Below are 20226 nucleotides of genomic sequence, written 5' to 3' on the forward strand. Positions count from 1 at the left end.
TATGTGGGTACATCTTGTGATTTTTATCGTTGCGGCAGGAAGCGCCTTTGCCTGGAAAGCCGGATGGCTTAAGCTGGACGGACTGGCAGACAGAGAAAGCGTGCGATGGTTTCTTATTGTGGCAGTTTGTGGAAATCTTGTGGGAATGCTTCTGACACTGACAAGTGGAAGCAGTGAAGTTTACACGAATGGATATCGTCTCGAAAAAGAGTCGACAGGGGCATATACCCAGGAGTTTCAGGTTGCTGTAAACGGCGAAGATACGGAGAAAGTTGAGATTCAGGTGCCGGAGAAAGAGAGTGAGGAATCACCTGCCTCTGAAGAAACAGTAAAAGAAGAAACTCCGGAGGAATCCAGAAAAAAAGAACTCAGGGAAGCTATCGAGAAATATAACGAAGAAAAAGAGGACCCGGATTACTATTATCTGCCGGAAGAATGGAATGGACAGAAGTTAGAATGGCAGAAGCCGGGAGACAATACAGGAACGTTGATCGCTGCGCTGAGCTTCTTTGCTGCTTTTGTGCTTCTGTTGAAGAAGGCAAGGGAAGAACAGGAGGCACTGGCAAAACGTTCGGAACAGCTTCTGATGGACTATCCTCCTCTGCTTCTGAAATTTACACTTCTGATTCAGGCAGGAATGACAGCGAGGCGGGCATTTCAGAAGATGGCAGCAGATTATATGAGAACAAAACCGGCAAAAGGCAGGTTTGCATATGAAGCGATCGTGACAGCCTGCCATGAGATGGACAGCGGCGTGTCAGAACTGGAAGCCTATCGTCGGTTTGGAGAACACTGCGATCTGATGAAGTACAAAACCTTTTCTACGATCCTGATTCAGAACCTTCAGAAAGGAAGCCAGCGCATGGCGGATCTTCTTGAGAAAGAAGCACTGGAAGCCTGGGATGAGCGCAAACGAAAAGCGAGAGTTCTGGGAGAGGCGGCAGCCACGAAACTTCTGGTACCGATGGTCATGATGCTTGTGGTTGTCATGGCAATCATCATGATTCCGGCATTTCTTTCCTTCTACGGGCAGTAAAAATAAGGAATTGCAACAATTCAAAGACAGTATTGGGAGGTATGTATATGAGAGAGTTTATGGAAACAGCAAGAGAGTTTGGAAGAGAAGAAGATGCAGTAGGTGTTGTTGAGATTATTTTGATCCTGGTGGTGTTGATCAGTCTTGTCATTATCTTTAAGGAACAGCTCACAAATCTTGTAAAAGCAATTCTCAGCAAGATCACAAAACAGAGTAATTCTATCTGATCCGGTGGTGTGTTTATGAAGAAAAAAGGCAGCATTACGGTTTTTCTGGCACTGGTACTCAGTGTTCTTTTGTCTCTGGTTGCCACCAGTATCCAGTCGGTGCAGGCGGCTGCGGCGAGGACACAGATCCTGAATGGGCTGGATATTGGACTGTATTCTCTGTTCGGGCAGTATGACCGTTCACTTCTTAAGGATTATGATCTGTTTTTTCTGGACGGGGCGCAGGGTGGAACTGAGCTGGATCTGGCAGCTGTCTATGACAATATGGAATCCTATATGAAGCCTGTATTGAAGCAGAACAGCCAGAAACTTCGGATTAAACAGGGTGGTTTTACCGGATATCGTCTGGCAACAGATCAGAATGGAGAAGTTTTTTATCATCAGGCGGTGTCCTATATGAAGGATACTCTTGGCGGTCAGGGAGTTCAGGCACTTCTGAACCGGCTGAAAGACAGGGAAGAAAAAACGAAACAGGCAGAGACAGATGGAAAGACTGCAGAAAATGGAGGGACGCTGGAAAATTATGATTCGGAGATGAATGGTGCATTTAACAAAAGTCAGGAAGCGGCAGAAGCTGCCAAGAAGGAAGAAGCGAAGGAAGAGGATTTCGGAAGCGGTGAAGGCGGTGGATTTTCGGATGGTGAATCAAATAATGCAAAAAATCCGATCCCGGCAATCCGACGGATCCGAACGATGAGTCTTCTGGATCTGGTCGTTCCGGCATCGAAGGGAATCTCAGAAGTACAGATTTCAACGAAAGATCTGGTATCCAAGCGGAACCTCGAAGTGGGAATGTCCATGCCAGGAAATCCGACAGAAGACTCTTCACAGACTTCTCAGATGCTGTTTCAGAAATATCTGACAGACCGGCTTGGCAATTACCAGAAACCGGCAGCCTCGGGACTTAAGTACCAGCAGGAGTATATCCTTGGCGCAAACGATAATGACAGGGCAAACCTGCGGACAGTCGCGAACCGGCTGCTTCTGATCCGTGAGGGAATCAATGCGGCATGTCTGATGTCGGATGCAGGAAAGCGGGCTCAGATGCATGCACTTGCACTTGCGATCGCGTCTGGATTTCTCGTGCCGCCTGCGGCGGTCATCATCGAAGCAGCACTTCTTCTTTGCTGGTCCTTTGCGGAGAGTGTTCTGGATGTCAGGGAACTGTTTCACGGCGGCAAAGTTCCGCTGGTAAAGAATGCGGCAAACTGGCAGTTATCACTGGAAAATCTTCCGTATCTTCTCGAAAATCTTGACAGTCAGAGGAAGGATGCCGAGAATGGCATGTCCTATGAAGACTATCTTCAGGTGCTGCTTCTGGCACAGTCCAAACAGGAAAAATTACAGCGGGGGATGGATATGATCGAGGTCTGTATCCGTGAATCGAAGGGCAGAGACAGCTTCCGGCTGGACTGCTGCATTGAGGCGATCGAGGCTTCGGTGGATGTTGATGCGAACAGAAACAGAGTATTTACCGTAACAAGACAATACAGTTATATCTGAGGTCAGGGCGGTTCAGCAAAGGGACCGTCCGATACAAAAGGGGTGCAGAAAGATGCTTTTTCAGAAGGATATATATGATGGGTATATAAAAAAGATAGACAGGAAGAAAAAAGAAGTAAATGAAAATAAAAAAGAAAGGAAGCGCTCTTTAAAAAAATCAGTTCTCCAGTTTCCCCCGATAAGCGGAGATTTCCTGAAGCCTTCTGAAAAGGTGTCTTTCTGCACCTTTTTGAGATTCTGCAGGCGTGCAAGCCTCGCGGTGGAGACGGCACTGGTGCTGCCGTTGTTTTTCCTGGGGATGGTTACGATGATCTCCTTTATGGATATTTATCAGATCCAGACACTGCATCTCCAGAAATTGTGTGAAAAGACGAAAGATGCGGGAATGTATGCGTATGTACTGGACGGGAAAGGTCCGGACAAAGTTACTCTGCCGGATGTATATTCCTATACGCCGGTTGGCGGACTGATTCCGCTCTCAAATGTGTGGATGCATAATACCATAACTGTCCATGCATGGACGGGAGCAGAGGAACAGGAAAATTCAGGAAAAACAGAGAAGCAGGAAGAAATGGTGTATGTAACAGAATCCGGTTCTGTATATCACAGAAAACTGGGATGCCGGTATTTGAAAGTGTCGATCCAGCAGGTTGCCGGTTCAGGAATCTCCTCGATGCGGAACAGTTATGGAGAGAAGTATGCAGCGTGTGAATCGTGCAGCCGTGGTCAGAAGCCCGCGGGAAGTGTCTATGTCACTTCGACGGGAAACCGCTATCATAATCAGGAAACATGCAGCGGACTGAAGCGGACGGTGAAACTGGTGAAGCTGTCGCAGGCAGGAAGTATGCATGCGTGCAGCAGTTGCGGATAAGGAGGATGGAGTGAAAGAATTGTGTACGGTGGTTTTTCTGGCGATGAACAGCTGGCTGGATATCAGGAGAAGGGAAATTTCGCTGCTCCTGACTGTGGTCTATGCAGGATGTGGGATCATTTGCAGTATTTTGCAGGGAAGAAAAATTCAGGATGTGCTGATACCGGCAGGGATTGGTATTTTGTTTCTTGCAGCGGGGCTGATAAGCAGGGGTGCGATTGGGGCGGGAGACTGCTGGATCCTGCTGGCACTGGGAGCTTTGCTGGATACGGAAACATATATCCGGATGCTCTGCATTGGATTTTTTCTGGCAGCGTTCTGGTCCGGGATTTTGCTTGTGATCCGCAGGAAAAGCAGGAAGACAGAGATTCCGTTGGTGCCTTTTCTGCTGGCGGGATATATAGGAGGAATTTTGATATGACGGATTTGCGACAGATAAAAAAAGGCAGTTTTACGATCGAGGCAGCATGTGTGATGTCACTGGTCCTGCTGGTTTTGATGGGAGTTTTGTACTTGAGCTTTTTTGTACATAACCGTGCATGGCTGACAGCGGCGGCGTGCGAGTCGGCACTTACCGGAAGTATGGAAGGTGTACGAAAAGACGGACAGCCACAGGAAGCGGCATCTGTCAGGAGCCGGGAACTTGGAAATGTCGGATTTTTTGGAGCTGAGAATCTGACCGGTCAGGTAAATGGCGGTAAGGAGATCAAAGTAACTTATACAGCGGATACAGTGTCTGGATTTGGAGGTCTGAAATGGAAACTTGCAGTGGATGGAAGTTCCAGAGTCGTTCGTCCGGTGGAGTGGATCCGGAAGATCAGGGCTGCTTCTGAAGTAATAGCAGAAATTGGAGGATAAAAATGAGGGCAGAATATAAACGGGATGTAAGTCGTAATTATCTGATCCTGCATGGGGAGAATCCGGTAGATACTGCTTCCTATCAGGTGAGGATGCTGACGGGAAATGCGGTTCCTTCTATATTGAAATGCAGGATCCAGGGGCTGGACGGGAGATTTCTGTTTTATTATGACATTACGTCAAGGCAGTCGCTGGCATCTTTCTATGAGCAGAAGAAACTGAAAGCATCGGATCTGCGTATTATTTTTGGCGGTGTTGTGAAGATCATGGAAGAAATGATGGAATTTCTTCTGAATCCGGATCAGCTGTTGTTATCGCCGGAATATATGTATCTGGATGTGGAAAAACAGAAACTGTATTTCTGTTGTCTGCCAGGAGAAGCAAAGGCAGTCAGCGAGCAGTTCCGGGAGATGACAGAATATTTCCTGCCGAAACTGGACCATGATGATGCGGCAGCTGTGACGATGGGGTATGGAATCTACCGCAAAGCACTGGAAACGGGAGTGCAGCTGGATGCACTCAAAGAGTTTATCTATCAGAGTGGGACAGAAGAACCAGCGGAGAATAAGGAACCGACGAAGCCAGAGGAAAAGATTTCAGAACAAACAGTACTTCGGGAAGAACAAATACCGCTGGATTTTGCAGAGAAACCGCCCGAATGGGAAGAAAAAAGTGAAACCTCGAACAAAACAGGAGGAAAGATTCGCGGAAACTTTGTGTGGATCGGTGGATGCGGTTTTGGGGTGTTCGTGCTGCTTGGAATTCTGGCGGCGTGTTATCTGGGATACCTCCCCGGAGTTCCGATTGAGGCGGTGCTGGCAGCAGCGATCGCGCTTCTGGGTATTGGAGCACTTGGGATGTGGGCAGGTGAGAAAAAGAAGAAAAAGCAGGACGAAACAGCGGAATGGAGAAAGAAAGTCCGCCGGGAATTTACAGATGCCGCAGGGAATACTGAAAAAGCAGAACAGCACAAAAAGTTCCGGGATGAGTACAGAGAAAGACTGCAGTTCGAAGAACCGGAAGAGACAGATTACGGTGAGACAGTCGTTCTTTCCGCAGGAGCAGTCAAGGGACCGTCCAGCCTTGTGAGTAAGGAACCAGGAGAGCTTGCAACGATCTTTCTGGAACGGGACCTGACGATTATCGGCAAAATGGAAAACGCAGCTGATGCAGTGATTCCCAGACCAACCGTAAGCCGGGTTCATGCCAGGATCCGTAAAGATGAGGAAGAATATTTTCTTGCGGATCTGAACTCAAGAAACGGTACTTCTGTAAATGGAAGAATGCTCAGGGCAAATGAAGAATACCAGCTTCAGGACGAAGATGAAGTAGATTTTGCAGAAGCGCGGTATATATTTATAAAATAAGCTGCGGAAGTTTATAAAAAGATAAGATTTCACGGGGACACAGTGCTTGCTATGCAGCAGACCATCTGTTAGAATAAACGGAATAATGAAAATGTTGACCAGGCTGCTGGAAACAGTGACCATCTGACAGAATGGAGTGAGGACTTTGGAAGAGATTCGGAAAGAACCGGTGACGGTCGCATTAATTCTTATTAATGTACTGATTTTTATTGCAGTGGAACTTACAGGGACTTCGCAGGATGCATGGCATGTACTGAACTATGGAGCGGCGTATACGCCTTATATTGTGGAAAAAGGAGAAGTCTACCGGCTGTTTACCTCCATGTTCCTGCACTTTGGAATTGAGCATCTTGTCAACAATATGCTGGTGCTGTTTGTACTTGGAAGCCGGCTGGAGCAGGTGACCGGAAAGATCCGTTTCGTGCTTATCTATCTTCTGGGCGGAATTGCGGGAAATATTCTCTCGCTGGTTCTGGAACTGCGGTCTCAGGAATTTTCTGTATCAGCAGGGGCATCCGGAGCAGTGTTTGCTGTGATGGGAGCGATGATCTATGTTGTCATTCGAAATAAAGGCTGGCTTGGTGATCTGTCTATGAGACAGGTTCTGGTGATGGCAGCATTCTCACTTTATTTTGGGTTTACCAGTTCAGGTGTGGATAATGCCGCTCATGTTGGAGGGATGATAGCCGGATTTGTAATTGCTGTTCTGGCCTGGCATCCGTCCAGCCGGGTTAAGGGAAAATATATATGAAAAGTGCTTCCACTTCCGGGAGCACTTTCGATTTCTATGGAGCCGTGATGGGCTTCGATGATCTGTCTGGTGACAGCAAGTCCGAGGCCGGTGCCGCCGGACTTGTAGGTTATGAAAGGTTCAAATACCCGCTTTTTTTGAGAGGAGGTCATGCCGCATCCGTTGTCAGAGATGGAAATATGTACGTACTGTGCTGAGGATTCGGCACGAAAATGGATGGTTCCATGCGGATGATCGATTGCTTCCTGTGCATTGCGAAGAATGTTCAGAAAGACCTGGCGGATTTTTAACGGATCGAGAGATAGATTGGGGAGATCATTTGGAATATCCGTCTCAAATTCAATACCAAGATAATCAAGTGTGGGGCGAAAGGACTTTGCGATTTCATTTAAACATGCGCTTAAGTCAGTCAAGACAAGGGAAAGCTGCCCCGCATTCTGGTATCTGGTCATGTCGTTCAGGAGAGCATGGATATAATCCAGGTTTGCATAAATATTTTCCCACTGTTCGTCATATGTGAGTTCCGGGTGGGAGGAAGCGAGAAGCTGCAGTTCGCTGGAGAGAAGAGCCAGCGGGTTTCGCAGCTCATGCGAAAACCTGGAAAGCAGGATCTGAAACTGTTCTGTCTGTACCGCAGAATCGATTTTTTCTTTCATAATCTGTCACCTCACGTCAAGTGTAGCATTGGAAAATGCCCACGGCAACAAATTTCGTATTGAAAAAATCGAAGAAATACGTCACAATAGAACCAGAAAACACTATAAAATAAAGGAGAAAACGACCATGGAAAATTGTATTTTTTGTAAAATTGCAAATGGAGAAATTCCGTCAGCTACTTTATATGAGGATGAAGACTTCCGCGTGATCCTGGATCTGGGACCGGCAAGCAAGGGACATGCCCTGATTCTTCCGAAATCACACGCAGCGAATATCTATGAACTTCAGGATGAAACAGCAGGCAAGGCAATGATCCTTGCAAAGAAAATGGCAACGAAACTCAGAGATGGACTGAACTGTGACGGCTTCAATATCGTTCAGAATAACGGTGAGATCGCCGGTCAGACAGTATTTCATTTCCATATGCATCTGATTCCGAGATATGAGGGCGACAATGTTGGGATTACCTGGAAACCTGGCAATCTGACTGATGAGGAGAGAGAGGAAATTCTGGCAAAAGTAAAATAAAAATGCCGGAGTGCTATGAAAGATATGGTTGAGAATTTTACAGGCTTTTATAATGCTTTCTTTGAATTCTCAGCAAGAAGTGCCTACAGGATCGTGAAAGAAAAGAATGCCGCCATGGATATTGCACAGGAAGTATTTCTGTATTTCCTCAAAAATCAGGAGACGCTTGATTTCTCAGATGAGGCGAAATTAAGAGCCAAGATTGGATGGAAAACCAGGAAGGTATGTCTTGATTATCTGGAGCGGTCCTGTAACAAACATGAAATGTGTATTATCAATGATGAGGACAATGGTGCCGATATCATAGATGAGAAGAATAATCCTGAAGTTGTTATTCTCGAATTAGAGGACAAGGCAGACAGGGAACTTGCCCTTGAAATGCTTCGGAGGGAAAATCCTGTGAGTTATGATATTCTGATCAGGACACAGCTTTACGGAGTGCCGCCGGATGTGGTGGCGAAGGAGTATGGAGTAAGCAGAAATGCTATCAATAATCGTAATCTGAGGTCGAAGGCGTGGATGGAAGAGAAACTCAAAAAAATACGCAGACAAACCTGAGCGGAATGCCTGCGCGAAATAAATTCTGTTATTTGGAAACACATCCCTCAACGAGAGAGACAATGTGATGGATAGAATCCATCTGTTTGCTTGCTGCCATGGCTTCTTCGAAAGAATGACGGTTATCATAAAGCTGATGGATCGTATCAAGGAGTTTCTGGTCAGTAATCTCTTCTTCCTCGAGAACCATGCTGTAACCCTGTTTTTCGAAAGAACGGGCATTGAGGATCTGGTCACCGCGGCTTGCATTGGCTGACAGCGGGATCAGAAGATTTGGTTTGTGAAGAGCACTGATCTCGCAGATCGCATTGGCTCCGGCACGGGAGATCACAACATCTGCCAGGGAAAAGAGATCCGGCAGCTCATCTTTGATATATTCGTACTGTACGTATCCGGCTGTGCCGGTCAGCTTTTCGTCCATTTTTCCCTTACCACACAGATGAATTACCTGGAAATCCTTCAGAAGTTCCGGAAGGATCTTGCGCACATGGTCGTTGACTGAGGCTGCACCGAGGCTTCCACCGATGATCATAAGGACTGGTTTGTCTGCGGTGAATCCACAGAACTGGCGGCCTGCTTCTTTGTCGCCGTTTAATAATTCCTGACGGATCGGAGTACCGGTAAGAACAGCCTTGTCCTTCGGAAGAGAGCTGACAGTTTCCGGAAAGTTACAGCAGACTTTTACGGCAGATGGAATACACAGTTTGTTGGCAAGTCCTGGAGTCATATCGGACTCATGGATGATTGCTGGGATTTTACAACGCTTTGCAGCGATAACAACAGGGACGGTAACGAAACCTCCCTTGGAGAATACAACATCGGGTTTCAGCTGTTTGAGAAGCTTCTTGGCTTCATGAAATCCCTTGAGAACGCGGAACGGATCGGAGAAGTTCTTAGGATCGAAATAACGTCTTAATTTACCGGAAGAAATTCCATAATACGGAATTCCAAGTTCCTCGATCAGTTTACGTTCGATCCCGTTATAGGAACCGATATAAGATATCTGATATCCAGCATCCTTAAGAGCTGGGATCAGAGCTATGTTTGGAGTAACGTGTCCGGCAGTACCGCCGCCGGTAAGAACAATATGCTTCATGGGAATTCCTCCTGAAAAATCTTTTTTATTATTACCAATAACTATGAACCACAAGGGATGAATTGTCAAGGAAAGATGAGAGGGAGCTGGAAAACCATCGGCAGGAGACATCACTTTATGAGAAAAGAATTTGAAGAAAACGAAGAATCGAAAAAAACTTTAGAAAATAACCTGGAAATACAGGATGAGATAGATGACGAAACCTTCCAGAAGATCCTGGAAGAAGAATTTATAGAACGAGAGAAACAGATTGAGGAAGCTCTCTTTGCGGACGAAGACTTCGAGGATCTTAAACTTACGGACAAAGAAGTGCAGGATTCTTATCAGGAACTGATGCGCCGGTTTGAGGAGGATAAGAAGAAAAGTGCAGAATTTTCCGAGGAACTGGTACCGGATGAGAAAAAGGTGCTTTAGATGGAAAAAGTACGCGAGCGCAGGCACAAGACTGCTGGTGGCATGCAACGGCTTGGGAAAGTCGTGGTCATGGCTGTTGTTGCTGTCGCATGCGTGTTTGCAGCAAGTATGACCAGTGAGGCGAATCGGACATATTTGGTGAATAGTGTGCGGATTTGGAGTGGGGATGATACGAAGACGGTGGTTTATAATGATGATAGTAATGAAAATGCAAATCCGGACGAAGCGAAGGCTATTATTGATATAGAAGAAAAATTGGGAGTAGAAGTTCCGGAATTCTATTATAGGCCTTATGGAATGGAATTTTTAAATTATACTATAAGGGATTTGACATCGTTAGCGAGGATAGAATACAGGTATAAAACTAATAGAATTGTATTACTCATAGACAAGCAAAATGATGACAGGTCAAGCAGAATAAAAAGTACATGTGGAGATGAACAAAAGTTAATAGTAACGAGCAATGATGGAACAACGGTAGAAATAAAGCAAAACTATGATGATGAAGAGACGAGTTATTCAGCAGAATGGGAAAAAAATGGAGTAACATATACTTTGTCGGGTAAGATAGAATTAGAAGAAATTAAAAAAATTATAGAAAAAATGATTTTTTAGCGTGATTTTTCCTTTTTTCTGTCGTATTAATAATGTAAGGGTTGTTTATGACAGAAAGGAAGTGAAAGTGGCAAAGAAGTGGAAACAAGTATTACTGGCCGGTTTAACCGCAGGAATGATATTTGCAGGAAGTTCACAATCAGTATTGGCAGATTCTTCTGATAATCTTATGGATGCAATTTTAGCGGAAGAAACAGAGAATGATGAAGTTACGGATGAAGAGACAACAGAAGATTTTGCAGAAGATACTAATTATAGTTTACTTCGCAGTACAAATTTAAATTTTGGTACGGTTAAGATTAAACGAGTAGCCAGTAATGAGATTGCTATTTATGGTTTGACGCAATGCCATAAGGTATGCAGCAAAACATATCTGTATTTATATCTTGAGCGTAAGGTAAATGGTAGTTATGGTACATATAAATACTGGGAATTTACTGGAAAGAATGCGTCATATTTGGAAAAAGAATTAGACGTTGCAGTCCCAAGCGGTACCTACTACCGTGTCCGTGGCTACCACGCAGCAAGCAATGGAGGTCTGAAAGAGTCAACATCTACCCTGACCCAGGGTATCATGGTAAACTAATCTTTCTACCGGACCAACAGAAAAAGAAAAATATCAGGCAACAAAACCTACAACTGAATAGCGAAGCATGGGTGCAGCCAGCAGGATGACACAACAGATAAAATGAACGAACAAAAATAAAACGGAGTAAACATCCATTACCTTCCGGCTGACGCGAAGTGCTTGCGGCTGCCGATTACACGGAGAAATATTCCGGATCGGCAAAAACAACATCATACAACATACATACAAACAACATACACAGAAGCGGGGTGAAATTTATAAAAATTTCATCCCGTTTTTGTATCTAAAGACTGTTAAAAACTTGCTATATCGTGTATAATAATTACAACTAGAATGTATTGGAATAATTGTCAGAAAAAGGGGGTTCGCACATGAAGATTACCTTTATTGGGGCGACGCACGAAGTAACTGGTAGTTGTTATTATCTGGAAGCAGCAGGCAAGAAGTTTCTGGTAGACTGCGGTATGGAACAGGGACCGGATTATTATCAGAATCAGGAAATCCCAGTTAATCCGGGAGACCTGGATTTCGTTCTTTTGACACATGCGCATATGGACCATTCCGGAAACCTGCCCGCTATCTATGCGAAAGGCTTTTTGGGTCCGATCTATGCGACCCAGGCAACCTGTCACCTCTGCGATATCATGCTCCGTGACAGCGCGCATATTCAGATGTTCGAGGCAGAATGGCGTAACCGTAAGGGACGCCGTCAGGGTAAACCGGAATTTGTACCTGCCTACACGATGGAAGATGCCATGGGTGTAATACAGAATTTTGTACCATGCCCATACGAAAAAACAATTACCCCGGCACCAGGGATTTCCGTTCGGTTTGTAGACGCAGGACACCTTCTCGGATCAGCAAGCATTGAGCTGACCATCCAAGAGGACGGAGAGGAAGAGAAGATCGTCTTCTCAGGAGATATCGGAAACCTTCATCAGCCGTTGATCAAGGACCCGACTTACCTCCACGATGCAGATTATGTTGTCATGGAATCCACTTACGGTGACAGAAGCCATGGGGAACGTCCGGACTATGTTGCCATCCTTTCAGAAGTGATCCAGCATACGTTTGACAGAGGCGGAAGCGTTATCATCCCGTCTTTTGCGGTCGGCCGTACACAGGAAATGCTGTACTTTATCCGGCAGATCAAGGAAGAAAACCGTGTCACAGGACATGGCAACTTCAAGGTCTATGTCGACAGCCCGCTGGCAAATGAGGCGACGACGATCTTTAATGAACATCAGTATGACTGCTTCGATGAAGAAGCGATCGCACTGGTCCAGAAGGGAATCAACCCTTTGATGTTCCCGGGACTCCGTACATCCATCACAAGCGATGACTCCAGAGCCATCAACTATGATGAGGACTGCAAGGTGATCATTTCTGCGAGCGGTATGTGCGATGCAGGACGAATCAAGCATCACCTGAAACATAACTTATGGGATCCAAGAAATACGATACTTTTTGTAGGATATCAGGCGATCGGAACGCTGGGAAGAGCACTGCTCGAGGGTGCCGAGGACGTGAAGCTTTTTGGTGAGACTGTCCATGTAGGCGCAGAGATCCGCCAGATGCCGGGAATCAGCGGCCATGCCGATGTCAACGGTCTGATAGACTGGATCAAAGCTTTTGACGATAAGCCGAAGAAAGTATTTGTAACACACGGCGATGACGAAGTGACGGAGATTTTTGCCCGCCGTCTGCATGATGAGATGGGACTGGACTCCATGGCTCCGTTCAGCGGTACGATCTACGACTTCAAGGCAAACAACTGCATCTATGAGGCACAGGGTATCCGCATCACCAAGGCTTCCGCTTCCCCGAAGGCAAGCAAAGCCGCAAGAGCATTCCAGAAACTGGTTGCCATGGGACAGCGCCTTATGTCCGTTATCCGCAAGAGCGAGGGCATTCCGAACAAAGACCTCGACCGCTTTGCGAGAGACATCCAGTCGCTGTGTGATAAATGGGACAGAGATGATATCTGATACACAGAACAATTTTATAAACATAATAAATCAGCGGAGGTGTCATTGGCACTTCCTCGATATGCAATGCAAAAGGGAGAGGCTTTTATGCCTCTCCTAATGCCTGTTTTAATGCTTTGGAAAGCTGATCCGGGCAGGAAGTCGGTCTGAAACCACAACGGATTCCTTCCAGTCTGCTGATCGCTTCCTTGGCATCCATTCCCTCGATGAGTTTGGCAACACCCTGTGTATTTCCGGAGCAGCCGCCCTGGAATTTCACGTCGTGAACCTTTCCTGCATCGTCAATATCAAATGAAATGGCGCTGGAACAGACACCAGATGTCTTGTATACCATAGTAAAATCCTCCTTTGAATTCAACATTTACGGCAGAATTCCCTGCCGAATTAATATTATAACAGAAAGCAAAAAAAGTTTCCATATAATCTGAAGTTTTGTTATAATGAAAAAACAGTAACGAAATGTTTACTGAAAGCAGAATAGCCAGTGATATAATAAAAAACTGCCATAGAGAATGGGCAGTTACTGGTTTGATAAAATATAAAGAAATTTTTTACAGATAAAACATACACACAGAGGAGAATAACTATTATGAGATGTATTGGTATCATCGGCGCAATGGAAGTAGAAGTAGAGAAACTGAAAGCACGTATGGAGAACGTAGAGATCACACGCAAAGCCTCCATGGAATTTTATGCAGGAACTCTTGAGGGTAAGAACGTAGTCGTAGTCCGCTCCGGGATCGGCAAGGTAAATGCGGCAGTCTGCACACAGATCCTGATCGACGATTTTGACGCAGAAGTTGTCATCAACACCGGTATCGCAGGAAGCCTGAATGCTGATATCAACATCGGAGACCTTGTGATCTCCACAGACCTTGTACATCACGACATGAACGCAGTTGCATTTGGATATCCGGTGGGACAGATCCCGCAGATGGAGACTTTTTCCTTCAAGAGTGATGAGGCTCTGCGTAAACTTGCCGTACAGGCATGCAGAGATGTGAACCCGGATATCGAAGTTTTTGAGGGACGTATCGCATCCGGGGATCAGTTCGTGGCAGATCAGGGAGTCAAGGACGAGATTGTGAAACAGTTCGATGCTTACGCAGTAGAGATGGAGGGCGCAGCGATCGCACAGGCTGCTTACCTCAACAATGTTCCGTTCCTCGTAGTCCGCGCGATCTCTGACAAAGCAGACGGAAGCGCAGAAGTAGATTACCCGACTTTTGAGGCAATGGCAGTAGAACACTGCGTCAAGATGACACTTCGCATCCTGAATCAGATCCAGGGCTGATTGTTACTGCTCACAGCAGCCGTGAACAGTAACGGTTGAAATCGCCTGATTTCTGGCTGAAAACGCACACTACAGACCTAAGTGCATAGACTATTATAGATAGTGGGAAAAACAGGAGAAACTTATGTACTATGACAGATTTTTTCCATTCTATGTAGCATATGCCAATCCCGCTCTTTATGACGGGGAACGGATACAGGAGCAGGAGTTTGCGCTGATGAAATCTTATTATCCCGAGGCAGCAGGCAGGATCCAGGAAAAAGTGGAGGAAGAATGCCAGCTTCTGGATTACGAAGGAAGCAGACTTTATGACGAATATCCGGATAAATTTATGCTGCATCAGCTGTGCAGGCAGATCCGCACGCAGGTAGAAGGTGAAACGGCAGCCCAGGGTGTACCAGACAGCCTTATGGATGATCTCATCCAGGTCCTTCTCTGCCAGGAAATCTCCCGCAGACGATGCAGAAGACGCAGGAACTATGGTTTATATAGATAGAAAGAATTTACAGTAAAATATGAAAACATTACAGGAATTTTTGGAGGAACAGTTTGACCAGGAAATGATGCTGGCGGTCTTGAGCGGACAGCGCAAAAAAGATGCCGATGTCCCGTCCAAAGTGCGTATACGTCCTGTGGAGATCAAAGGAACTGTCTGTTATCAGGCAACTGCGACAGTCGGTCAGAAAGCCATCCACAAGAACTACACACATGAGGAAGTGACTGCCTACATTACAGACTGCCTCGAAGACGGTTTTTCCCAGCTTCAGATACAGGGACAGCGCAAAGATGCTTCCGTTCTTGTCAGCAAGAAGGGTAAACAGACCATGAAAGTAAAACAGCATCCGGCACTGGAACCGGTGAAGATCATGGCACACAACAGGGTAAAGCAGTATATCCTCAAAGAAGGAATACCAGTCCCATTTCTGGTGGATCTCGGCGTAATGAATGCGCAGGGCAAAGTTCACCAGCACTCTTATGACAAATTTAAACAGATCAACCGTTTTCTGGAATTTATCGAGGATATCCTTCCGGCACTTTCCAGAGAGCGGGAGATCACGATTCTGGATTTTGGCTGCGGTAAGTCATATCTTACTTTTGCCATGTATTATTATCTGAGAGAACTTAAGGGTTATGATGTCAACATCATCGGTCTGGATCTCAAGACAGATGTAATTAAGAAATGCAGCGGACTCGCGCAGAAATATGGTTATGAGAAACTGCATTTCCTGCAGGGGGACATCGCAGATTATGACGGCGTTACGAAGGTGGATATGGTCGTGACACTTCATGCCTGTGACAAGGCAACCGATTATGCACTTGCCAAGGCGGTTGAGTGGGGGGCAGAGGTCATCCTTTCCGTGCCGTGCTGCCAGCATGAGCTGAACGACAAGATCCAGAACGAACTTCTCAAACCGGTTCTCAAATATGGAATCCTCAAAGAACGAATGTCCGCGCTCCTGACAGACGGAATCCGCGCGGAACTTCTTGAATCGAAGGGGTACCGTACACAGATCCTTGAGTTCATCGATATGGAGCACACGCCGAAGAATCTTCTGATCCGTGCGGTCAAGACCGGTAAGAAACAGTCCACAGACAGCCTTGCAGAGATGACAGAGGCACTTCACGCAGATCTCATACTCGAGAAACTTCTCTATCCGCAGGGCATCCAGACAGAGAAGGGAGCACAAAAACCATGAAAAATTTTCTCAAACGGTTTTTGATCCTTCTTGGTGTGTTTGTGCTTGGAGTGGCAGGAACCTCATTTCTTATGAACAGTGAGACAACCGATGACCGTTCAGATATGAATGATTCCACCTTACCGGAGGTAATGGTGCAGTTCGGAGATACACTCACGAACCGCATGTACGGATATAAACAGCCTATGGAGACGGATTTTGTCAGGGACAGCGTAACACCTCTGGATACGACAAAGAAATTAACACTTGCAGTAAATCCATATGATGCGAAAGTCAGAAATCTTTCTTACGAGATCCGGACTTCTGATGGAAGCAAGGTCATGGAAAACCGCACGATCAAGAACCTGGAGACAGGTTCTGACGGATATTTAAGGACAGAGATCGAGATTTCTTCCGGGCTTCTGATGAATCAGGAATATTCTTTTCAGATCACGCTTTCGACGAATCATGGTGATGTCTATTACTATACAAGGGTAGTTTCCAGATCTGCAACGTATACCGAGCAGTATGCGAAATTTGCGAGTGACTTCGTACAGATGAGTCTCGATAAAGACCAGGCAGATAATCTGGCAGCTTATATGGAAACGTCAGACAGTGCTTCTTCGAGGAATTTTGCCGGGCTGAATATCAATTCACCGCTTTCTGATATCATCTGGGGAAACCTGAATCCGCAGTTATCCAAGGCGGGAATTCCGATCATCAAGGATATCAATGAAACAACAGCCAGTATTTCTGTTGAATATGAGATCACGGCACCGGATGAAAATGGAAACGCCGAATATTATCTTGTAACAGATTTTTACAGAATGCGATATGATGAGACAAGAATCCGCCTTCTGGATTTTGAGCGTTCTGCAACGCAGGTTTTTGCCCCGTCTCGTTCTGTGATCAGTAACAGTGGGCTTATTCTGGGAGTCCGGAGCAAAAATGTGGATTACATGACGAACGAAGAGGGAAGTGTGACTGCATTTACGCAGAATGGAGATCTGTGGAGCTACGCACCGGATACCGGTAAGTTTGTGGAGATTTTTACCTTCCGCAAGAATGAAAACAGTGATTTTCGTGACGCGCGGGTAGAGCATGATATCACGATTCTGGATGTCGCGGAAAACGGCGATGTTGATTTCATGGTTTATGGATATATGAACCGCGGAGCGCATGAGGGCTACAGCGGTGTCGGAATTTACCACTACAACAACGACAAGAGTGTGATTGAAGAGCAGGTATTTATTCCGTGTACGGAGTCTTATGAATTCCTGAAAGAAGATCTTGGAACATTATCTTATGTAAACCAGAATAACCAGTTATTCCTTCTGATTTCAGGAAATCTCTATAGCATTAATATTAATGAAAATACCTATGAAGTTCTGGGTGATCACATTGACAGTGATGACTTCGGAGTTTCTGCAACAAATGCACATGCGGCATGGAAGATTAAGAGCGGGGATCAGGCAGGCCAGATCGAAATGATTGATTTTGATACCATGGAAACCCGGATGATCGCTCCGAAGACAGCACAGAAACTGGTTCTTCTTGGTTTTATGAATGAGGATATCATTTATGGAATCGTTCTGGATGGAGATACACTGCCGAATGCGAACGGCTACGATATAGATGGAATTTCGACTTTCCGTATCGAAGGCTTTGACGGCACGGTAAAGAAGGAGTATCACCAGGATGGACTGTATGTGGCAGGTGTGACGGTTGGATCGACGCTGATGGAATTTAATCTTTTGCAGAAAAACGGCGATATTTACAAAGCTGTCAAAAAAGACAATATCATGAACAACAACACGACTTCAACGGATCTGACAAGTGCGGAGCAGACAAGCTCAACCCGCCAGGGTGTGATCGTCCGGCTTACGTTTGATGATTCACCGTCAGCAGAGGAGCCGCTGGTTCTTTATGCGAAGGTGAGCAGCGTCGGTGAGAAGACTGTAGATATCCAGGTGGACAAGAGTTCCACAGAGGAAGTTTATTATGTATATGCCAGAGGCGGTCTGGACAGTGTCTGGACAGATCCGGCAAAAGCAGTCCAGCGTGCTGACAAACAGACAGGAGTTGTTTTGAACCGTGCACAGCAGTATGTATGGGAGCGTGGAAATATGAAGACACAGCTTACCCTGAATACTACGGACATTCCGGAAATCATCCGGACAGCTTCTCTGGATGTTCAGAATCTTCAGAATGGTCTGGGTGACAGTGCAAAGGTTGTCGATCTCAGTGGATGCTCTCTGGAAAATGTGCTTTACGAGGTCAGTGCACAGCGTGCCGTGATCGCCAAGACCGGTGCAGATTCCAGTGTTGTGATCGTTGGATATGATCAGTACAATACCTATTTGCTCGATCCGTCTACAGGAGAAGTGAAGCCATATGGAATGAATGACAGTACAGCACTGTTCCAGAGTGCAGGAAATGTGTTTATCACGTATCTTGATCAGAAATAAATGGAAACAAGTTGTTAAAAAACACCACAAAATGACAGGGGGACAACACATATGTTAAGTAACAGTATTGCAAAACTTGTACAGTATGGAATTGAGTCAGGACTTACACCAGAATGTGAGCGCAGTTACACGATCAACCTTCTTCTTGATGTTTTTCATGAGGATGAATTCGTGGAACCGGAAGAAAAAGCTGCTGATGTAGATCTGGAAGAAACTTTGAACGAGCTTCTGGATGAGGCGGTCAAAAGAGGTTTGATCGAGGACAGTGTTGTCTACCGTGATCTTTTTGATACAAGACTTATGAACTGCCTGATGCCGCGTCCGGCACAGGTTCAGAAGGAGTTCTGGGACAGATATGAGAAGAACCCGCAGGAAGCAACGGATTATTTCTACAAACTGAGCCAGGACAGCAACTATATCCGCCGCTATCGTGTTAAGAAAGACCAGAAATGGAAAGTTAAGAGCCCATACGGAGATATCGACATCACCATCAACCTTTCCAAGCCGGAGAAGGATCCTAAGGCGATCGCTGCAGCAAAGAATGCCAAGGCAAGCAGTTATCCGAAATGCCTTCTGTGCCCGGAAAATGAGGGATATGCAGGCCGTGTAAACCATCCGGCAAGACAGAACCACAGGATCATTCCGATCACGATCAACGATACACCGTGGGGATTCCAGTATTCTCCATATGTATATTACAATGAGCACTGCATCGTGTTCAACAGCCAGCATACACCGATGAAGATCGAGAGAAATGCGTTTATCAAGCTGTTTGATTTTGTGAAACTTTTCCCGCATTATTTCCTTGGTTCCAATGCAGACCTTCCGATCGTTGGCGGTTCTATCCTGAGCCATGACCATTTCCAGGGTGGACATTACACTTTCGCCATGGCAAAAGCTCCGATCGAGAAACATGTGACCATTCCGGGATTTGAGGATGTGGAAGCTGGAATCGTGAAATGGCCGTTATCTGTACTTCGTATCCGTCACAAAGATTCTGACCGTCTGGTGGATCTTGCGACTCATGTGCTGGAAGTATGGAGAGGATACACCGATGAAGCGGCATTTGTTTTTGCAGAGACAGATGGAGAGCCGCATAATACGATTACTCCGATCGCGCGTAAAGTCGGCGATATGTATGAACTTGACCTGACACTGAGAAACAATATCACAACAGAGGAGCATCCTCTTGGTGTTTATCATCCGCATGCTCAGTATCATCACATCAAGAAAGAAAACATTGGTCTGATCGAGGTTATGGGACTTGCAGTTCTTCCGGCGAGACTGAAAGAAGAGCTGGAACTTCTCGAGGAATACATTCTCGAAGGCAAGGATATCGCTTCCAACGAAAAAATCGAGAAACACGCTGCCTGGGCAGCAGAATTCCTGCCGAAATATGACAACATCAACAAGGACAACGTTCATGAGATCCTTCAGAAAGAAGTTGGGATCGTCTTCACCCATGTTCTCGAAGATGCCGGCGTCTACAAATGTACACCGGAAGGCAGAGAGGCGTTTATGAGATTTATCGAAACTTTATAAGAACACTAGTATAACAGTTTCCACGAGAGGGACTTCGGCTGTGACAGGCTGAGGCCCCTTTTGTTTATATTCTTTTAACAAAAAAATTTTACAGATAAGCGGGAATGATATGGTACAATAGCACTAATATAAATAAATGGCACAGGGTAAACTTATAATAACGGAAACAGGGCGAAGCAGTAACAGAA

Annotated in this window: 22 protein-coding genes; 19 read left to right on the forward strand and 3 right to left on the reverse strand. The window is 45.8% G+C overall.

The window, feature by feature from the left end; translation table 11 throughout:
- Position 1: 1 nt before the first annotated feature.
- From WMO75_RS03245 to WMO75_RS03280, 8 genes are all read left to right on the forward strand, one after another.
- Complete coding sequence (locus WMO75_RS03245) at positions 2–1036, forward strand: type II secretion system F family protein (protein WP_118698912.1); 1035 nt, start codon at positions 2–4, stop codon at positions 1034–1036.
- A 47-nt stretch (positions 1037–1083) separates the two neighbouring features.
- Positions 1084–1263 carry a Flp1 family type IVb pilin gene (locus tag WMO75_RS03250; RefSeq protein ID WP_022213977.1) on the forward strand — a complete coding sequence of 60 codons (180 nt, stop codon included), beginning with the start codon at positions 1084–1086 and terminating at the stop codon, positions 1261–1263.
- A gap of 15 nt (positions 1264–1278) precedes the next feature.
- Positions 1279–2766, forward strand: a complete 1488-nt coding sequence (locus tag WMO75_RS03255; RefSeq protein ID WP_118252151.1) for a DUF5702 domain-containing protein — start codon at positions 1279–1281, stop codon at positions 2764–2766.
- Positions 2767–2995: 229 nt separating this feature from the next.
- The gene (locus WMO75_RS03260) at positions 2996–3637 is read left to right on the forward strand and encodes a TadE/TadG family type IV pilus assembly protein (protein WP_227222165.1); all 642 of its coding nucleotides are present in this window, start codon (positions 2996–2998) and stop codon (positions 3635–3637) included.
- On the forward strand, positions 3615–4058 hold the full coding sequence (locus tag WMO75_RS03265) for a prepilin peptidase (RefSeq protein ID WP_118698909.1): 444 nt from the start codon (positions 3615–3617) through the stop codon (positions 4056–4058). The genes WMO75_RS03260 and WMO75_RS03265 overlap by 23 nt, the downstream gene beginning before the upstream one ends.
- Complete coding sequence (locus WMO75_RS03270; RefSeq protein WP_022213981.1) at positions 4055–4495, forward strand: TadE/TadG family type IV pilus assembly protein; 441 nt, start codon at positions 4055–4057, stop codon at positions 4493–4495. The genes WMO75_RS03265 and WMO75_RS03270 overlap by 4 nt, the downstream gene beginning before the upstream one ends.
- A gap of 2 nt (positions 4496–4497) precedes the next feature.
- Positions 4498–5862 (forward strand): DUF6382 domain-containing protein, encoded by a 1365-nt coding sequence (locus tag WMO75_RS03275; protein ID WP_118698908.1) that lies wholly within the window; start codon positions 4498–4500, stop codon positions 5860–5862.
- Positions 5863–5998: 136 nt separating this feature from the next.
- Positions 5999–6613: a rhomboid family intramembrane serine protease gene (locus tag WMO75_RS03280; RefSeq protein ID WP_243111609.1), complete on the forward strand. Its 615-nt coding sequence runs from the start codon at positions 5999–6001 to the stop codon at positions 6611–6613.
- Here the strand turns inward: WMO75_RS03280 and WMO75_RS03285 are convergent.
- Complete coding sequence (locus WMO75_RS03285) at positions 6529–7269, reverse strand: sensor histidine kinase (RefSeq protein ID WP_022213984.1); 741 nt, start codon at positions 7267–7269, stop codon at positions 6529–6531. The two genes, WMO75_RS03280 and WMO75_RS03285, sit on opposite strands and share 85 nt — an antisense overlap.
- Before the next feature lie 127 nt (positions 7270–7396).
- Here WMO75_RS03285 and WMO75_RS03290 point away from each other — a divergent pair, with 127 nt between their 5' ends.
- Positions 7397–7798 carry an HIT family protein gene (locus WMO75_RS03290; protein WP_296054102.1) on the forward strand — a complete coding sequence of 134 codons (402 nt, stop codon included), beginning with the start codon at positions 7397–7399 and terminating at the stop codon, positions 7796–7798.
- A 15-nt stretch (positions 7799–7813) separates the two neighbouring features.
- Complete coding sequence (locus tag WMO75_RS03295) at positions 7814–8356, forward strand: RNA polymerase sigma factor (RefSeq protein ID WP_303223198.1); 543 nt, start codon at positions 7814–7816, stop codon at positions 8354–8356.
- A 28-nt stretch (positions 8357–8384) separates the two neighbouring features.
- Here the strand turns inward: WMO75_RS03295 and murG are convergent, their stop codons facing one another.
- Positions 8385–9452 carry an undecaprenyldiphospho-muramoylpentapeptide beta-N-acetylglucosaminyltransferase gene (murG, locus tag WMO75_RS03300; RefSeq protein WP_303223197.1) on the reverse strand — a complete coding sequence of 356 codons (1068 nt, stop codon included), beginning with the start codon at positions 9450–9452 and terminating at the stop codon, positions 8385–8387.
- Between the two features lie 117 nt (positions 9453–9569).
- On the opposite strand from murG, the gene WMO75_RS03305 reads away from it, so the two are divergent.
- The 4 genes from WMO75_RS03305 (at position 9570) to WMO75_RS03320 (ending at position 13058) form a co-directional block, all read left to right on the forward strand.
- Positions 9570–9866 carry a hypothetical protein gene (locus WMO75_RS03305; RefSeq protein WP_349077620.1) on the forward strand — a complete coding sequence of 99 codons (297 nt, stop codon included), beginning with the start codon at positions 9570–9572 and terminating at the stop codon, positions 9864–9866.
- Entirely contained in the window at positions 9867–10481 is a 615-nt protein-coding gene (locus tag WMO75_RS03310) for a DUF4367 domain-containing protein (protein ID WP_349077621.1), read from the forward strand.
- 67 nt (positions 10482–10548) lie between these two features.
- On the forward strand, positions 10549–11067 hold the full coding sequence (locus WMO75_RS03315; protein ID WP_303223195.1) for a DUF6147 family protein: 519 nt from the start codon (positions 10549–10551) through the stop codon (positions 11065–11067).
- 374 nt (positions 11068–11441) lie between these two features.
- Positions 11442–13058 (forward strand): MBL fold metallo-hydrolase RNA specificity domain-containing protein, encoded by a 1617-nt coding sequence (locus WMO75_RS03320; protein WP_303217198.1) that lies wholly within the window; start codon positions 11442–11444, stop codon positions 13056–13058.
- An 85-nt stretch (positions 13059–13143) separates the two neighbouring features.
- On the opposite strand, the gene WMO75_RS03325 is transcribed toward WMO75_RS03320, so the two are convergent.
- Positions 13144–13392 carry a TIGR03905 family TSCPD domain-containing protein gene (locus WMO75_RS03325; RefSeq protein WP_022213991.1) on the reverse strand — a complete coding sequence of 83 codons (249 nt, stop codon included), beginning with the start codon at positions 13390–13392 and terminating at the stop codon, positions 13144–13146.
- A 255-nt stretch (positions 13393–13647) separates the two neighbouring features.
- Here WMO75_RS03325 and WMO75_RS03330 point away from each other — a divergent pair, with 255 nt between their 5' ends.
- The 5 genes from WMO75_RS03330 to galT all read left to right on the forward strand — a co-directional run bounded on the left by WMO75_RS03330 (position 13648) and on the right by galT (position 20038).
- The gene (locus WMO75_RS03330) at positions 13648–14352 is read left to right on the forward strand and encodes a 5'-methylthioadenosine/adenosylhomocysteine nucleosidase (RefSeq protein WP_022213992.1); all 705 of its coding nucleotides are present in this window, start codon (positions 13648–13650) and stop codon (positions 14350–14352) included.
- Between the two features lie 124 nt (positions 14353–14476).
- A complete protein-coding gene (locus WMO75_RS03335) occupies positions 14477–14848 on the forward strand; it encodes a hypothetical protein (protein WP_022213993.1) in 372 nt (123 codons plus the stop codon).
- 19 nt (positions 14849–14867) lie between these two features.
- Positions 14868–16049 carry a class I SAM-dependent methyltransferase gene (locus WMO75_RS03340; protein WP_022213994.1) on the forward strand — a complete coding sequence of 394 codons (1182 nt, stop codon included), beginning with the start codon at positions 14868–14870 and terminating at the stop codon, positions 16047–16049.
- Positions 16046–18496: a hypothetical protein gene (locus tag WMO75_RS03345; protein ID WP_303223193.1), complete on the forward strand. Its 2451-nt coding sequence runs from the start codon at positions 16046–16048 to the stop codon at positions 18494–18496. The genes WMO75_RS03340 and WMO75_RS03345 overlap by 4 nt, the downstream gene beginning before the upstream one ends.
- Before the next feature lie 51 nt (positions 18497–18547).
- Positions 18548–20038, forward strand: coding sequence for a UDP-glucose--hexose-1-phosphate uridylyltransferase (gene galT / locus WMO75_RS03350; RefSeq protein ID WP_022213996.1), 1491 nt, complete (start codon positions 18548–18550; stop codon positions 20036–20038).
- Positions 20039–20226 lie beyond the last annotated feature (188 nt).

It is taken from the genome of Blautia intestinihominis (assembly GCF_040096655.1).
Lineage (GTDB): Bacteria > Bacillota > Clostridia > Lachnospirales > Lachnospiraceae > Blautia_A > Blautia_A intestinihominis.

What these genes read in the sequence shown, in the direction of transcription:
- WMO75_RS03245 (WP_118698912.1), top strand. Translation starts at nt 2, where the DNA reads ATGTGGGTACATCTTGTGATTTTTATCGTTGCGGCAGGAAGCGCCTTT.
- WMO75_RS03250 (WP_022213977.1), top strand. Translation starts at nt 1,084, where the DNA reads ATGAGAGAGTTTATGGAAACAGCAAGAGAGTTTGGAAGAGAAGAAGAT.
- WMO75_RS03255 (WP_118252151.1), top strand. Translation starts at nt 1,279, where the DNA reads ATGAAGAAAAAAGGCAGCATTACGGTTTTTCTGGCACTGGTACTCAGT.
- WMO75_RS03265 (WP_118698909.1), top strand. Translation starts at nt 3,615, where the DNA reads ATGCGTGCAGCAGTTGCGGATAAGGAGGATGGAGTGAAAGAATTGTGT.
- WMO75_RS03270 (WP_022213981.1), top strand. Translation starts at nt 4,055, where the DNA reads ATGACGGATTTGCGACAGATAAAAAAAGGCAGTTTTACGATCGAGGCA.
- WMO75_RS03275 (WP_118698908.1), top strand. Translation starts at nt 4,498, where the DNA reads ATGAGGGCAGAATATAAACGGGATGTAAGTCGTAATTATCTGATCCTG.
- WMO75_RS03285 (WP_022213984.1), bottom strand. Translation starts at nt 7,269, where the DNA reads ATGAAAGAAAAAATCGATTCTGCGGTACAGACAGAACAGTTTCAGATC.
- WMO75_RS03290 (WP_296054102.1), top strand. Translation starts at nt 7,397, where the DNA reads ATGGAAAATTGTATTTTTTGTAAAATTGCAAATGGAGAAATTCCGTCA.
- WMO75_RS03295 (WP_303223198.1), top strand. Translation starts at nt 7,814, where the DNA reads ATGAAAGATATGGTTGAGAATTTTACAGGCTTTTATAATGCTTTCTTT.
- murG (WP_303223197.1), bottom strand. Translation starts at nt 9,452, where the DNA reads ATGAAGCATATTGTTCTTACCGGCGGCGGTACTGCCGGACACGTTACT.
- WMO75_RS03305 (WP_349077620.1), top strand. Translation starts at nt 9,570, where the DNA reads ATGAGAAAAGAATTTGAAGAAAACGAAGAATCGAAAAAAACTTTAGAA.
- WMO75_RS03310 (WP_349077621.1), top strand. Translation starts at nt 9,867, where the DNA reads ATGGAAAAAGTACGCGAGCGCAGGCACAAGACTGCTGGTGGCATGCAA.
- WMO75_RS03320 (WP_303217198.1), top strand. Translation starts at nt 11,442, where the DNA reads ATGAAGATTACCTTTATTGGGGCGACGCACGAAGTAACTGGTAGTTGT.
- WMO75_RS03325 (WP_022213991.1), bottom strand. Translation starts at nt 13,392, where the DNA reads ATGGTATACAAGACATCTGGTGTCTGTTCCAGCGCCATTTCATTTGAT.
- WMO75_RS03330 (WP_022213992.1), top strand. Translation starts at nt 13,648, where the DNA reads ATGAGATGTATTGGTATCATCGGCGCAATGGAAGTAGAAGTAGAGAAA.
- WMO75_RS03335 (WP_022213993.1), top strand. Translation starts at nt 14,477, where the DNA reads ATGTACTATGACAGATTTTTTCCATTCTATGTAGCATATGCCAATCCC.
- WMO75_RS03340 (WP_022213994.1), top strand. Translation starts at nt 14,868, where the DNA reads ATGAAAACATTACAGGAATTTTTGGAGGAACAGTTTGACCAGGAAATG.
- WMO75_RS03345 (WP_303223193.1), top strand. Translation starts at nt 16,046, where the DNA reads ATGAAAAATTTTCTCAAACGGTTTTTGATCCTTCTTGGTGTGTTTGTG.
- galT (WP_022213996.1), top strand. Translation starts at nt 18,548, where the DNA reads ATGTTAAGTAACAGTATTGCAAAACTTGTACAGTATGGAATTGAGTCA.